The organism is Streptomyces boncukensis (genome assembly GCF_011045075.1).
GTDB classification, from domain to species: domain Bacteria; phylum Actinomycetota; class Actinomycetes; order Streptomycetales; family Streptomycetaceae; genus Streptomyces; species Streptomyces boncukensis.
On record NZ_JAAKZZ010000183.1, the window covers coordinates 1 to 13,032 of the forward strand.

A 13,032-nucleotide genomic window follows, 5' to 3' on the forward strand; every position below is an offset into this window, starting at 1 on the left:
AGTGCGGTCAGGAGAGTGTCCAGATCGGTGTTCACAGCACGCCCCACGGGTCGAGCCAGTGTTCTCAGCACCAATCCTGGGCACTCTTCGCCGTTCCAGACAGAGCGAAAGCACATCAATCATCTAGCCGAGCCCGCCGTCGCAGCGGGTGACTGCCTGCACCGGTGCGGGGCTCACCACAGCTCAAGGAGCCAGCCCAGGAAGAACCCGACGAAACCGGCGACGATCAGGGCGATGGCCACCAGCGGCGCTGTGCCCCACCCCTTCGCCGGGTTGTGGGTCTCGTACGGCCCCGCGTCCGGAGTGCTGCCCTCGGCCGGGGGCGTTTCCCCCGGCGGCACCTGGCCACCACGCTCCAGCCCGGGTGTCCGGTCGGGGTTCGGGTCCGCTGGTCCGGGTGTCATGCCGGACGGGTAGACCGGCGCGCATGTCGCAAACGCCCCGGAGGGGGCTCGGGAGACCGCATCGGGGTGCTGTCCCGGCTGGGCGTGTCGCGTTCAGCCGAGGGAGGTGAGCAGATCGTTGCAGGCTCGCTCGCAGCGTCGGCAGGCTTCGGCGCACACACGGCAGTGGTCGTGCCGGCCGGCGTGCCGTTCGCATTCGTCGCCGCAGGACTTGCAGACGGTGGCGCACGCCTTGAGGACCGCCTGGGTGACGTCGGCGTCGTAGCCGGTGCGGCGGGAGAGGACGGCGGCGGTGGCGCCGCAGATGTCGGCGCAGTCGGCGTCGGTGCGGATGCATGTGGTCAGCTCGTCCACCCTCTCCTCGGACAGACAGGAGTCCGCACAGGCGGTACACGTCTGCGCGCAGGCGAGGCATTCCTCGATGCAGCGAGCGAGCTTCGCCCGGTCCACGTCGCCCAGGTCGGCAGGGTAGGCGTTGAGCATGTCCTGGACCGCAGTGGTCATGAGCCCTCCAGTGCTTCGGTTCGGATCCTGCGGTGGTTGCCGCTCCGTACGCGTAACACCGGGGAGGGCGCGGGAAACCCCGTGGCCCCTCCTGCCATCCGAACACCCGAGGGCGAGGGGCGGGCCGCCGGCCGGAGACCGGGGCGCTTGGGCGGCACGGGAGCGGGTACTCGTCGGCTCCGCCGAACCAGCGAAGGGGGCGATGGCCATGCCCGCCGGAACGAGTCGCAAGCGTGAGCGGCAGTACGAGAAGGTCAAGGAGAGTCAGCTGGAGTCCGGGCGCAGCGAGCGGCAGGCCGAACGGATCGCCGCCGCCACCGTCAACAAGGAGCGCGCCCGCAGCGGCGAAGCCGAACGCTCCAGCAAGCAGTCCCGCCAGGACATCTCGTCCGGCCGCAGGGGCGGCAAGCGCTCCGGACACGGACCGGGCGGGCGCACCAAGGACCAGCTCTACGCGGAGGCCAAGCGGCAGAACATCGAGGGCCGCTCGAAGATGAACAAGGAGGAGCTGCGGCGGAAGGTCGGTGACTGAGCAGGCCGGTGGGCTCCCCTCAGGGCCCGTCCGGCGGATCTTGCGGGGCGGGGGGCTGTTCCCCGCCCCCTGACGGGGCACGTCAGCCCGGATGCCGGGTACGCAAGATCCGCCGGACAGGGTTCAGCCGAGGTGCTTGACGGCCTGGTAGTACGTCCAGGCCAGGGCGTTGCAGGAGGTCTTCGTCGCACCGCTGTAACGGTTGCAGACCCGCTTCAGGTCTGCGTAGAACGCACTGTCGAGCCGCGCCTTGTTGGCGTCGAAGGAGCCTGCCTTCTTGTAGTTGCGGTAGCCGAAGTCGTGCCGGATACAGCTGTTCTCGAACGGGAAGCCGAACGGGTTGTCGGGGGACGAGGAGCACTTGTCCGTCGACCAGTCGAAGTTGTACTCGGAGTACTGACCCTTGTTCGCGCGTGCGGTGTGGAAGGCGCTTGAGCTGCTCGCGCTGGTCTGGGTCCAGCTCGACAGCAGCTGGCCCTTGTCGGCCGGGGCGGCGGTCGCGGTGCCCGCGGAACCGACGATGGTGAGCAGGGTGGCGGACGTCACCGCGAATCCGGCGACAACTCTGCTGCGGCGCATTCAGTACCTCCGTTGGGGAACCGGTGAGAGTTCCGGTTAGCTCATGGTCATGTCACGTGGCGCCGCCCGTAAGTTACCCCCCGGTGTGCCGTGTTGACCATGATTCTCGGAGATCTTCGTAAGGATTTCTTGCGGAATGTGCGGTTCCGTAGCGGAGCCCGCCCGGTGGGCGCGCCGGACAGGAGCGTGACGGAGGGTCAGTCCTGGCTGGACTTCGGGTCTACGCGCGCACAAGCCAGCGCGGGGGAGTCCGCGGGGGCCCGGGGGCGCCGGGTTGTCCGCTGTTGCCGCATGTCAGAGAAGATCGCATTCAAGTACTGACAAGTCAGGACAGCGTCCGACCGCGCCGAGAATTCACAGGGCAGCGGGGAGGCCGATCCGGATTCGATCAGAATCGCCGCGCCCCCGGAAAGTTGGCCGGAAAGCCATTGCCCAATCCCTGTCCGAAGGCTTAGTGGTGGAACACTTTCTGAGTAAGCTGAGCGCAACGTAATCGTCCCCCACAGGTCCCTACGGTTCTCCGCGTCCCGCACGGCTCCCCGAAGTCTCCCCAGGGCGTTCGCCCGACCGCGAATCCGCCGTTCTTCCCGGAGCCCGTGCGCGGTATGCGCCGCTCTTCGTTCTCCGCACAGGAAACGTTTCACCGGCTTGCCGTCCGCCCCTTCCTGCGGAATGTGCGGACGGCATAACCCGGCCTGCCCTGCAGGCCGGTTCAGCATAACACCGGGCTATTCCCCTGCTCCCCGAAAGGAGATGTCGGAAGCTATGTTCAGCGCTCTTCTCACAGGAGGGGCCGCCGCGCTCTTCGCGTCGACCGCCTCCCTGCACGGCGTAGCGGCGGAGCCCGCCGAGACACCGCCGCAGAAGATCGAGGTGTCCGTCAAGACGGTCAACGGCTCAGGCTGCCCCAGCGGGACGGCCGCGGTCAGCGTCGCCCCCGACAACACGGCCTTCACCGTGACGTACAGCGACTACCTGGCCAGAGCCGGCGGAAACTCCGACCCCACCGACATAAGAAAGAACTGCCAGCTCAACCTGGGCGTGCACATCCCCCAGGGGTTCACCTACGCCGTGGCGGCGGTGGACTACCGCGGATTCGCGCACCTGAACAAGGGCGCCAAGGGGATGCAGAAGGCGAGCTACTACTTCCAGGGCTCGTCCGAGACCGCGTACCAGAGCCACAACTTCTCGGGCCCGACCTCCGACAACTGGCACACGCGGGACGCCACGGACTACAGCGCACTGGTCTGGGCGCCCTGCGGCGAGGACAGGAACTTCAACGTCAACTCCGAGCTCCGGGTGAGTGCGGGGTCGAGCGCCAAGGAGACCAGCTTCATCTCCATGGACTCGACGGACGGCAGCGTGAGCACGGTCTTCCAGCTGGCCTGGAAGAAGTGCTGAACGACTGAGCGACCCCCACCGATCCCCCACCAGATGATGGGAGAACCATGCCCGGCGCTCTCTTCGCCAGCGGCGCACTCGCCGCCGTGCTCGCCTCGACGCTGGTGACCTCGCAGGCACAGGCAGCACCGATCTTCGAGAACCCGCCCGACGACGAGATCGTCATCAAGATCGCGACCGTCAACGGCTCGGGCTGCCCCAAAGGCACGGCGGCGGTCGCCGTCGCGCCCGACAACAAGGCGTTCACGGTCACGTACTCCGACTATCTGGCGCAGGTCGGTCCGGGCTCCAAGCCCACCGACTTCCGCAAGAACTGCCAGCTCAACCTGATCATGCATGTGCCCCAGGGGTTCACCTACGCCATCGCCAGCGTGGACTACCGCGGCTACGCGTTCCTCAACAAGGGCGCCTCGGGCATGTCCAAGGCGAGCTACTACTTCCAGGGCTCGTCGGAGACCACGACACACAGCCACAACTACGACGGAGCGTACGACGACAACTGGCAGGCCACGGACGAGACCGACTACGCCCACCTGGTGTGGGCGCCCTGCGGCGAGCTCCGCAACTTCAACATCAACACCGAACTGCGCGTCAACAAGGGCACCTCGGACCCGACCGCCACGAGCTTCATGACCATGGACTCGACGGACGGCTCGGTCAGCACCACCTACCACTTCGCCTGGAAGAAGTGCGAGCAGACGGCCCAGAAGTGATCTGACGGACCGGCTCTCGGCGCTCCCCGCGCCCCCGCAGGGGCGCGGGGTACGCGCGCCGGCGCCGCGGCCTCAGGGGGCGCGGCTCCCGGGCAGCGGCCCGGCCGTCCCCTCCCCGCTCAGCGCGGCCACCTGCCGCCTCAGCTGCCGCACCTCCTCGGTCAGGTCGGCGATGGCCTCCGCTTGCCGCCCGATCTGCGCGTCGTCCCGCTCGAAGCGGGCGATGAACCACGCCGCGATATTGGCCGTGACCACACCCAGCAGCGCGATCCCGGAGAGCATCAGCCCCACAGCCAGCAGCCGTCCCAGGCCGGTGACCGGCGCGATGTCCCCGTAGCCCACCGTCGTCATCGTGGTGAACGCCCACCACACCGCGTCGCCCATGGAGTGGATGGTGGACCCCGGCTGGTCCCGCTCGACCTCCAGCACCGCCAGCGAGCCGAACATCAGCAGCCCCGCACAGGCCCCGGCGACATAGGTCGTCACCCGGATCTGCGACGCCAGCCGGGCCCGCTGCCCCACCAGCAGCAGCGCGGAGACCAGCCGCAGCAGCCGCAGCGGCTGGACCAGCGGCAGCGCCACCGCGATCAGCGCGAAGGGGTGGCGGCGGACGAAGGTCCAGCGGCGCCGGGACAGCCGCAGCCGGACCACGTAGTCGGCGGCGTACGCGCCCCACACGGCCCACTCGGTCACCCGGCACGCCGTCCGCAGCCAGCCGGCGGACTCCGGCGCGACGATGGGCACGGCATAGGCGATCCCGAACAGCGCGGCGAGCCACAGCAGCGGGGTCTCCGTACGCCGCTCCCAGCGCACCCGCGGCGAGACCGCGGCCTCGCCCGGCTCCGCGGCCTCCCCGGGTTCGGCCGACGCGGCCGGCCGGCCGTCTTCCGTCTGCTGCGCCCCCGAGGTCCGCTGTGCCGATTCCGCCGCTGCCCGGGCCGCGTTGCCGCTGTCACGCTCCATGGGGGCATCTTAAGAACCCGTAAAGGCAGGGGTCAGGCCCGGGAGAATCCCCGCACCCGCTCCGCGTCGGTGACGACATACCGGTGCGCCGCCACCTCGGTCTCCGCGCAGTACGCGTAGTGCGCCACCGCCTCGGCGCCGAGCAGCTCCCGGGCCAGCGGACCGCCCCGGAAGGCGGCCAGTGCCTGCTCCAGGGTCACCGGCACCGGCGGCTCGCCCCGCGCCTGCGCGTAGGCGCTGCCGGTGTGCGGGTGCGGCAGCGGCAGGTCGCCGGTGAGCCCGTGCCGTACGGCGGCGAGCGCGGCGGCCAGCGCGAGGTACGGGTTGGCGTCGGCGCCGGGCAGCCGCACCTCCAGGTGCAGCCCCGCGCCCTGCCCGGTGACCCGCACCGCGCAGGTGCGGTTGTCGCGGCCCCAGGTGAAGTGCGTGGGCGCGAACGAGTCCGGCCGGAACCGCCGGTAGGAGTTGACCGTGGGCGCGTAGAGCGGGGCGAGCTGCGGCAGCGCGTCCAGCAGCCCGGCGACGGCCCGCTCGCCGAGCGGCGACAGCCCGCCGTTCCGCCCGGACGCGCCGGACGCACCGGATGCGTCGGACGTGCCGGACGCGGACGTGTCGGCGCCGTGCCCCGTCGCCCCGGCGCCGTTCAGCGCCGAGTGTTCCCCGCGCCACAGCGACAGATGCAGATGCAGCCCGTTGCCGGTTCCGGTCTCCGGCGCCGCCATGAAGGTGGCCGCCAGCCCCGTGCGCTCCCCGACCACCCGGGCCGCGTGCTTGAACACGGTGTGCCCGTCGCAGGCCGCCAGCGCGTCCCCGTACGGGAAGGTGATCTCGACCTGGCCGGGCGCCGACTCCGTCTTGAGGGCCTCGACGGGCAGTCCGGCGCCGTCGAGCGCGTCGGACAGTCTGCGCAGATAGCGGTCGAGGACGGGCGGGTGGTCCAGGGCGTAGTCGAGGTTGTCGCCCCACGCCGGCACCAGGCCGTGGAAGCCCTGCTCGGCCGCCTGCGCGTAGCTGCCCCGGTAGAGGGCGAACTCCGTCTCCAGCCCGGCCTGGACCCGCAGCCCGAGTCCGGCGAGCTGGTCCAGCTCGCGGCGCAGCAGCCGGCGCGGGGCGACGGCGAGCGGCTGCCCGCTCTCCGGGGCGAGCGCGTCGCCGTGCACCAGCGCGGTGCGCGGCAGCCAGGGCACCGTCCGCAGGGTGTCCAGGTCGGGCCGCACCCGCAGATCCTGGTAGCCGGTCTCCCAGGAGGCGAGGGCGTAGCCGGGCAGCGGCCGCATATCCACATCGGTGGCCAGCACATACGCGCACGCCTCCGCGCCGTGCGCCGCCACCTGGTCGAGGAAGGCGCGTACTCCGTGCCGCTTGCCCTTGAGCCGCCCCTGCAGATCCGGCAGCGCGAGCAGCACCGTCTCGATGCGGCGCGCGTCGGCGAGGCCGCGCAGCTCCTCCAGCGTCAGCCGCCCGGCGGGGCGCGCGGGTGCGCCGTACGGCGCGCGGTCGCGGTCGCGGTCGCGGTCGCGGGTGCGGGGGGTGGTGGGGTCCGTGGTGGTCACACGATGTCCTTTTCGAGCGTGTCGAAGTGGTGGGTACCGCTGAGCGGAACGTCGTACGCGCGCCGCCCGGCCACCATCCACCAGACGGTGGCCAGGGTCAGCACGGCGACGAGCGCCACCGGGGCGTAGTTGAACGTCTCCACCGAGAACAGCCCCCCGCCGTCCGGGCGGGCCTGGGGCAGGCAGAACAGCACGGTGACGACGGCCACCCAGCACACGGCCACGGTGCCGACGGGCACGCCCCAGCGGCCCAGGTGCCACGGCCCGTGCACGAAGCGGTGCCGGTGGCGCACCCGCAGATAGATGGGGACGGCGTAGGCGGGGGTGATGCCGATGACGTTGACGGCGGTGATGGCGCCGTACGCGGTCTCGCTCCACAGCGAGGGCAGCGCCAGGGCCGCAGCGGCGCCCACCGTCAGCCACACGGCGCGGGCCGGGGTGCCGGTGCGGTCCACGTGCCGCCACAGCCGGGAGCCGGGCAGCGCCCCGTCCCGGCTGAACGCGAAGACCATCCGGCTCGCCGCCGCCGTCTCCGCGTTCCCGCAGAAGAGCTGCGCCCCGATCACGATCAGCAGCAGCGCCTTGGCGCCCGAGGCGCCGAGCGCGTCCAGGAAGATCTGCGCCGGGGGCACGGCCGCGCCCTGCACCCCCGTGTAGTCCTGGATCGCGAAGGTGAGCCCGGCCAGCAGCACGAACCCGGCGATCCACGACACCCAGATCGCCCGTACGATCCCGCGCGCCGCACTGACCTGCGCGTTGGTGGTCTCCTCCGACAGGTGCGCCGAGGCGTCGTAGCCGGAGAAGGTGTACTGCGCCAGCAGCAGCCCGATGGCGGCCACATAGATCGGGTTGTCCCAGCCGGTGTCGTTGGCGAACTCCGTGAACACGAAGGACGGCGACTGGTGGTGGGAGGGGACGAGCGCCAGCACGCCGACGATGACGACCACGCCGGTCAGATGCCACCAGACGCTGACCGAGTTCAGCAGGCTCACCAGGTGCACGCCGCGCAGGTTCAGCGCGGCGTGCAGCAGCAGGATGCACAGGAAGATCAGCATCGTGGAGCCGGGCGTGACCTCGATGCCCCACTGCAGGTTGAGAAAGGCGCCGGTGAACAGCGCCGCGCCGTAGTCGATCGCGGCGATGGCGCCCAGCAGGCCCAGCAGGTTGAGCCAGCCCGTGTACCAGCCCCACTTCCGGCCGCCCAACTGCTCGGCCTGGTAGTACAGCGCGCCGGAGGTGGGGTAGGCGCTGGTGACCTCCGCCAGCCCGGCGCCGACGAACATCACCATGCCGCCCACGCACACCCAGCCCCACATCATCACCGCGGGGCCGCCGGTGACCAGCCCGAAGCCGTACAGCGTCATACAGCCGGAGAGCACGCTGATGACGCTGAAGCTGATGGCGAAGTTCCCGAAGCTCCCCATCCGCCGGGTCAGGACGGGCTGGTAGCCGAGCTCGCGCAGGAACGCGTCGTCGTTCAGCCGCGGCCCGCGGCGAAAGGTCTTTCCGTGCGTCACTGAACAGCCTCCTGGGGGAGAGGACGGTGGGCGGTGCGCGTCGCGTCAGGGGGACTCGCCGGCGTAGTAGAGGACGTGGGCCCGCGCGCGGACGAACTGCCGCACGGCCAGCTCCGGCTGGTCGGCGTCGTCGGTGAGATAGGCCCACGGCAGCCGGGTGGCGTACGGGCCCAGCGCCTCGAACACGCGGGCCGCCTCCCGGAACCGCACGGCGGCCCACAGCGCATGGGCGAGATAGTTCAGGTCCAGCAGCGAGCGCCGCTCGGGCGGGGCCCGCGTGAACCACTTCTCCAGCGCGCGCTCGGCGTCCCACACTGCCGGGTCGCCGCTCCACCGGGGGCGCGAGAGCGGCACCTTCAGGCCCTGGGCGCGCTGTCTGCGCAGGTGCTCCACCTGCGCGTACAGCGGTACGACCAGCAGCGCGGAGCCGCCGGGCGCCCAGGAGGCCACCCAGCGGGCGAAGTCGATGCCCTCCGCGGGCGACCCGCCGGAGCGCACGTGTAAGAAGTGCAGCACCCGGTGGAACGCCTCGCGGTTGTACCGGTCGCGCTCCCGCACCCGCTGGAGCAGCCCCCACGGCCCGTACGGCAGCATCGGCTCGGGCGGCGGCTGCTGGTGCTCGGCGCGGACCTGCCGGGGGTCCAGCGGGGACAGGGCCAGCAGGCACACCCAGGGCACCGGGTCCTCGGGTGTGATCCCGGCCGCGGTCAGGCACGCCTCGCGCGCCTCCGCCTCCAGCGGCGCGGCCTCCCGGTGGTTCACACGGCGGGCCCGCTCGGCGCGCTCCACGGCCACCCGCGCGTGCATCAGGCGCGCCTCCGCGCTCTCCGGCTGCTCGGTCAGCCAGGTCTCCACCACGTCGGACCCGGCGGCGACAGCGCCCAGCACCTGGGTGCGCGCCGTGCGCAGCTCCCAGTCGTCCCCGGTCCCGGCCAGCAGCTCGCGCATCGACAGCCAGCGTCCCGCCCGCAGGTCCTCCAGCACGGACCGCAGCGGCCCGTCGAACCCGGAAGGGTGGTACCGGGGCCGGAACTCCTCCGGACCAAGGCCCGTGCCCTCACCGCGCATTGCTCAAGGATGGCCAGAACTCCCCGCAGTCGCACATCGTGTTCGTGATATCACTGACGTCATACTGCGGCGGTGCCATCCAGCGCTGAACGGGGAATCCGACGACACCCGAATACGGAAAGGAACGGCGTGAGCCAGCAGCTGCGTTCAGCTCAGACGGTGGTGCGTCCGGCGGCGCCGCGGCGCTGCGCGGAGTGCGCCTGCCGGCTGAGCCGGTACAACGAGGAGCCGCGCTGCACGGCCTGCCAGCGCGGACTGCTGCACCGGCAGCGGAGCCGTCCGTCCGTACCCGCACACGTCTGGGCCGACCGCGAGGTCCGGCTCGCCCTGCTCACCCGCGACTTCTGCCGGCTGTGCCGGCTGGTGCGGGAGCTGGGCGGCCTGCGCCAGGAGGACCTGTCCGAGATGACGGGGCTGACGCAGAGCTTTCTGTCCATGCTGGAGTCCGGAGCCCGCAGGCTCACGAACATCGACAAGATCGTCCGGCTGCTCGACGGCCTGGACGCGCCGGTGGAGCTGACCGGGCCGATGCTGCGCTCGGCCCGGGGCGCCGCGGCCCCGCCCCGCTGAGGCCGCCGCCCGGCGGAGCCTGCTGGGCTGGCCCTGCCCCTGGCTGATTCGTCGCAGGGCGCGGGTGCTCACTGGCTGGCCGCGCAGTTCCCCGCGCCCCTTCGGGGCGCATCCGTGCGCCCCGCCAGGGGCGCGGGGCTCGTGCCCATAGCGGCTTCGCCGCGGGGCGCGCGCAACCATGATCCACTGGACACCCCTAAGGTCGGCGCATGGTGTTCGATCACAATGACCACTACCACCGGCTGCTGCTCCGCCAGCTTCCGCCCGGCTGCCGCACGGCGCTGGACGTCGGCTGCGGCACCGGGCGGTTCGCACGGCGGCTCGCCGGCCGGGGCCTCGCGGTGGCAGGCGTCGACCCGTCGGCTGAGGTCATCGCGGAGGCCCGCGCGGCGACGGGGCCGCAGGGGGAGCCGGAGGGTGCGGGCGGCGACGCGGCGAACCCGCGCTTCCGGCAGGCCGACGTCACCCGGCTCGCGCTGCCCGCTGCGCACTACGACGTGATCTCCTGTCTCGCGAGCCTCCACCACATGCCCTTTGCCACCGTCGCGGCCCTGCGGGACGCACTGGCGCCCGGGGGAGTGCTGCTCGTCCTGGGCTGCTACCGGGAGCGGACCCCGGCGGACTACGCCTGGAGCCTGGCGGCCGTGCCCGTCAACGCCGCCGTCCGGCTGGCGATGGCCGCGGTACCCCCGCGGCGCGGGCGGCTCCGGCCGCCCGTGGCGGCCCCCGCCATGCCGCTGGCCGAGATCCGCCGGGAGGCGGCGGCGCTGCTGCCCGGATGCCGGGTGCGCAGACTGCTGTTCTGGCGCTACCTGCTGGTCTACCGGGCCCGCCCGGCGGATCGCGTCGGCTCCGAACGGGCGCACCGCCTCTGACCAGGGCGTGAGAAGATCCCTCCGCAAGGCGGGTCCCGGACGGCGGAGGGTGGCGGAACGACGTGTACGCGATATCCCTGGGAGACGACGGCGCCGAGCTGTGCCCCCTCGAACCCTGGCAGGCCGGGGAGTTCCTGGCCCATATCGACCGCGGCCGGGACTTCATCGGCCGGTTCAACGGGCTGCCCGACATCGTCACCGACCTGGAGTCGAGCCGCGCCTACCTCCAGACGTACGCGGACCGCACGGCCGCCGACACCGGGCGGATCTGCGCTATCCGCGCGGACGGGGTGCTGGTCGGCGCGGTGATCCTGCGGACGCTGGACGTCGCGCAGGGCAATGCCGAGGCGGGCTGCTGGCTGGAGCCGGCGGCGGTCGGCCGGGGGCTGGTGACCCGGGCGGTGCGGGTGCTGCTCGACTGGGCCTTCGAGGCGCGCGGTGTCCACCGGGTGGAGTGGGTGGTCTCGGCCGGGAACGAGCCCAGCGTCGCCGTGGCCCGGCGGCTGGGGATGGCGCGGGACGGCGTGCTGCGGCAGAGCTATGCATACCGGGGCGAGCGGCACGACGAGGAGGTCTGGTCGGTGCTCGCCCCGGAGTGGCGGGCGGCCCGGGGCGCGCGTCCCTGACCCCGCAACCCCGTCGAGCGGAGGTCGGCCCTCCTCTTCTCGTGCACGCGTTCCTCACAACTGTGTTTGATACGCGGGGAGTTGGGATAGCAGTAGAGGGTTCGACAGTACGTGAGCGACATCGGTGACTGATTACGAGAGAGGTGTGTCATGGCCAAGCGCATGCTGTTCAGAGCCGCGAGCAAGCTCGGTATCACCACCAAGGGCGTCGCGGGGGCGTACCCCTGGATCCCCTCGTCCCGCTGAAGCGCCCAGCGCTGAGTACTGAGTAGGGCGGGGCGCCGTCCGGCGTCCCGCCGCACAGCGTCCGCCGGAGCCGACGCGAGTCAAGGGGGTGCGGTGACGGCACGTGACGGCGGGGCGGACACCGGCCCCGCGCGGCCCCTCGTACGGGCCGGGCTCACCCAGGCGGGCCTGCTGGAGCACTACGAACGCGACCGGCTCGGCTTTCTGCTGTCCGCCGCGGCCACCCACGGCCCGGCTGTCGAACTCACCCCCGGCACCGTGCTGCTCAGCGACCCGGCCGCCGTCCACGAGGTGCTGCGCCGTACCAACACCGACTTCCTCGTCGCCGCCGACCTGCGCCGCGACGAGCTGAGCGGACACCGCGACGACCCCGGCACCGACGCCTGGATGCAGGGGCGCCGCGCCGTCCGGAAAGGGATGGCGCCCCCCGCGCTGCGGGCCCACCGCGACTGGCTGACCGCCCGGGCCGAACGGCTGGCGGCCCGCTGGCGCGAGCGCGGCACCGTCCCCGAGGCCGTCCGCGAGCTGGAGGACTTCTCCGCCCGCTCCTTCGCGCGCTTCTGCTTCGGCACCCGGGAGGCGTCGGCCGCGCCCGAGCGCACCGGCGCGCTGCTGGACGCGCTGGTCCCGGTCATGGCCAGCCCCTTCCAGCTCCCGCGCGCGCTCCGCCGGTTCCTGCCGCGCTACCGCCGCTCCGTCAGCGCCCAGCGCGCCCTGGAGAGCGAGCTGAGGCGGCTCCTCGCCGCCCCCGGCGAGGGCGGCCTCGTCGACGCGCTGGCCGAGGCCGGGCTGGACACGGACACCACGGTGCGCGTGCTCGTGGCCATGGGCCTCGCCTCCTACCGGGTGCCGGCGGCCGCTGCCGCCTGGTCCCTGGTCGCGCTGGCCCGCCACCCCGGCACCGCCGACGCCTGCGCCGCCGCCGCGGGCGCGGAGGCCGGGCCTGCCGGCGAACCGCCGGACATCGTGGCCTGGACGCGGGCGGAGACGCTCCGCCTCTGGCCGCCCACCTGGCTGTTGCAGCGCGCCGCGCACGGCCCGCAGACGTGCGGCGGCTGGCGGATCCCGCCGGACGCGACCGTGCTGATCTCCCCGTACGTCCTGCACCGGACGGCCCCGGTGTTCGCCGACCCGCTGGAGTTCCGCCCGGAGCGCTGGGCGGACCTGCGCCCCGGTGCCGGGGAGTATCTGCCGTACGGGATCGGCAGCCGCTGGTGTGTGGGCAAGCCGCTGGCCGACCTGGGTCTGGCCGTGCTGCTGTCGGTGCTGGGCCGCGAGCTGCGGTTCACCGTCGAGCGGATCGGGGAGCTGCCGGACGTGCGGACGACCATGCTGCCGTCCCGCCTCGTGCTCGGCGCCGGAGCGCGGTGACGCGGGTCACGCTCCGTGCGGTCACCTTCCGGGCCTCCGCTCCGTCGGTGGGGTGAGCGGAGCCAACCGGGCTCTCGTCCGGAAGGAGACCCCGTGTCCCCCGCCCACCC

At 72.3% G+C, this 13,032-nt stretch carries 14 protein-coding genes; 7 read left to right on the top strand and 7 right to left on the bottom strand.

Annotation, left to right across the window (positions count from 1 at the left end; all coding sequences use genetic code 11):
• Positions 1 to 173: 173 nt before the first annotated feature.
• The gene (locus G5C65_RS18460; RefSeq protein ID WP_165299961.1) at positions 174 to 404 is read right to left on the bottom strand and encodes a DUF6480 family protein; all 231 of its coding nucleotides are present in this window, start codon (positions 402 to 404) and stop codon (positions 174 to 176) included.
• A 93-nt stretch (positions 405 to 497) separates the two neighbouring features.
• On the bottom strand, positions 498 to 908 hold the full coding sequence (locus G5C65_RS18465; RefSeq protein WP_165299962.1) for a four-helix bundle copper-binding protein: 411 nt from the start codon (positions 906 to 908) through the stop codon (positions 498 to 500).
• 208 nt (positions 909 to 1,116) lie between these two features.
• On the opposite strand from G5C65_RS18465, the gene G5C65_RS18470 reads away from it, so the two are divergent.
• The gene (locus tag G5C65_RS18470) at positions 1,117 to 1,440 is read left to right on the top strand and encodes a plasmid stabilization protein (RefSeq protein ID WP_165299963.1); all 324 of its coding nucleotides are present in this window, start codon (positions 1,117 to 1,119) and stop codon (positions 1,438 to 1,440) included.
• 123 nt (positions 1,441 to 1,563) lie between these two features.
• On the opposite strand, the gene G5C65_RS18475 is transcribed toward G5C65_RS18470, so the two are convergent.
• A complete protein-coding gene (locus G5C65_RS18475; protein ID WP_165299964.1) occupies positions 1,564 to 2,019 on the bottom strand; it encodes a phospholipase in 456 nt (151 codons plus the stop codon).
• A gap of 765 nt (positions 2,020 to 2,784) precedes the next feature.
• On the opposite strand from G5C65_RS18475, the gene G5C65_RS18480 reads away from it, so the two are divergent.
• Positions 2,785 to 3,420, top strand: coding sequence for a DUF4360 domain-containing protein (locus tag G5C65_RS18480; protein WP_165299965.1), 636 nt, complete (start codon positions 2,785 to 2,787; stop codon positions 3,418 to 3,420).
• A 47-nt stretch (positions 3,421 to 3,467) separates the two neighbouring features.
• Positions 3,468 to 4,133 (top strand): DUF4360 domain-containing protein, encoded by a 666-nt coding sequence (locus G5C65_RS18485; protein WP_165299966.1) that lies wholly within the window; start codon positions 3,468 to 3,470, stop codon positions 4,131 to 4,133.
• Positions 4,134 to 4,205: 72 nt separating this feature from the next.
• Here the strand turns inward: G5C65_RS18485 and G5C65_RS18490 are convergent, their stop codons facing one another.
• The 4 genes from G5C65_RS18490 to G5C65_RS18505 are packed head-to-tail and all read right to left on the bottom strand — an operon-like array spanning position 4,206 to position 9,234.
• On the bottom strand, positions 4,206 to 5,096 hold the full coding sequence (locus G5C65_RS18490) for a potassium channel family protein (protein WP_165299967.1): 891 nt from the start codon (positions 5,094 to 5,096) through the stop codon (positions 4,206 to 4,208).
• 32 nt (positions 5,097 to 5,128) lie between these two features.
• Positions 5,129 to 6,649, bottom strand: a complete 1,521-nt coding sequence (locus tag G5C65_RS18495; protein WP_338146507.1) for a glutamine synthetase family protein — start codon at positions 6,647 to 6,649, stop codon at positions 5,129 to 5,131.
• Positions 6,646 to 8,166 carry an amino acid permease gene (locus G5C65_RS18500; protein ID WP_165299968.1) on the bottom strand — a complete coding sequence of 507 codons (1,521 nt, stop codon included), beginning with the start codon at positions 8,164 to 8,166 and terminating at the stop codon, positions 6,646 to 6,648. Before G5C65_RS18500 ends, G5C65_RS18495 begins: the two co-directional genes overlap by 4 nt.
• 45 nt (positions 8,167 to 8,211) lie before the next feature.
• A complete protein-coding gene (locus G5C65_RS18505; protein WP_165299969.1) occupies positions 8,212 to 9,234 on the bottom strand; it encodes a hypothetical protein in 1,023 nt (340 codons plus the stop codon).
• Positions 9,235 to 9,363: 129 nt separating this feature from the next.
• Here G5C65_RS18505 and G5C65_RS40480 point away from each other — a divergent pair, with 129 nt between their 5' ends.
• From G5C65_RS40480 to G5C65_RS18525, 4 genes are all read left to right on the top strand, one after another.
• Positions 9,364 to 9,804: a helix-turn-helix domain-containing protein gene (locus G5C65_RS40480; protein ID WP_338146508.1), complete on the top strand. Its 441-nt coding sequence runs from the start codon at positions 9,364 to 9,366 to the stop codon at positions 9,802 to 9,804.
• Positions 9,805 to 10,013: 209 nt separating this feature from the next.
• A complete protein-coding gene (locus G5C65_RS18515; RefSeq protein WP_165299970.1) occupies positions 10,014 to 10,679 on the top strand; it encodes a class I SAM-dependent methyltransferase in 666 nt (221 codons plus the stop codon).
• 62 nt (positions 10,680 to 10,741) lie between these two features.
• Positions 10,742 to 11,305, top strand: a complete 564-nt coding sequence (locus G5C65_RS18520) for a GNAT family N-acetyltransferase (protein WP_165299971.1) — start codon at positions 10,742 to 10,744, stop codon at positions 11,303 to 11,305.
• 339 nt (positions 11,306 to 11,644) lie between these two features.
• Positions 11,645 to 12,922: a cytochrome P450 gene (locus G5C65_RS18525; RefSeq protein ID WP_165299972.1), complete on the top strand. Its 1,278-nt coding sequence runs from the start codon at positions 11,645 to 11,647 to the stop codon at positions 12,920 to 12,922.
• The last annotated feature ends 110 nt before the right edge of the window (positions 12,923 to 13,032 follow it).

Coding starts and splice junctions, on each gene's coding strand:
- G5C65_RS18505 (WP_165299969.1), bottom strand. CDS start 9,234: ATGCGCGGTGAGGGCACGGGCCTTGGTCCGGAGGAGTTCCGGCCCCGG.
- G5C65_RS18460 (WP_165299961.1), bottom strand. CDS start 404: ATGACACCCGGACCAGCGGACCCGAACCCCGACCGGACACCCGGGCTG.
- G5C65_RS18485 (WP_165299966.1), top strand. CDS start 3,468: ATGCCCGGCGCTCTCTTCGCCAGCGGCGCACTCGCCGCCGTGCTCGCC.
- G5C65_RS18490 (WP_165299967.1), bottom strand. CDS start 5,096: ATGGAGCGTGACAGCGGCAACGCGGCCCGGGCAGCGGCGGAATCGGCA.
- G5C65_RS18515 (WP_165299970.1), top strand. CDS start 10,014: ATGGTGTTCGATCACAATGACCACTACCACCGGCTGCTGCTCCGCCAG.
- G5C65_RS18480 (WP_165299965.1), top strand. CDS start 2,785: ATGTTCAGCGCTCTTCTCACAGGAGGGGCCGCCGCGCTCTTCGCGTCG.
- G5C65_RS18465 (WP_165299962.1), bottom strand. CDS start 908: ATGACCACTGCGGTCCAGGACATGCTCAACGCCTACCCTGCCGACCTG.
- G5C65_RS18475 (WP_165299964.1), bottom strand. CDS start 2,019: ATGCGCCGCAGCAGAGTTGTCGCCGGATTCGCGGTGACGTCCGCCACC.
- G5C65_RS18470 (WP_165299963.1), top strand. CDS start 1,117: ATGCCCGCCGGAACGAGTCGCAAGCGTGAGCGGCAGTACGAGAAGGTC.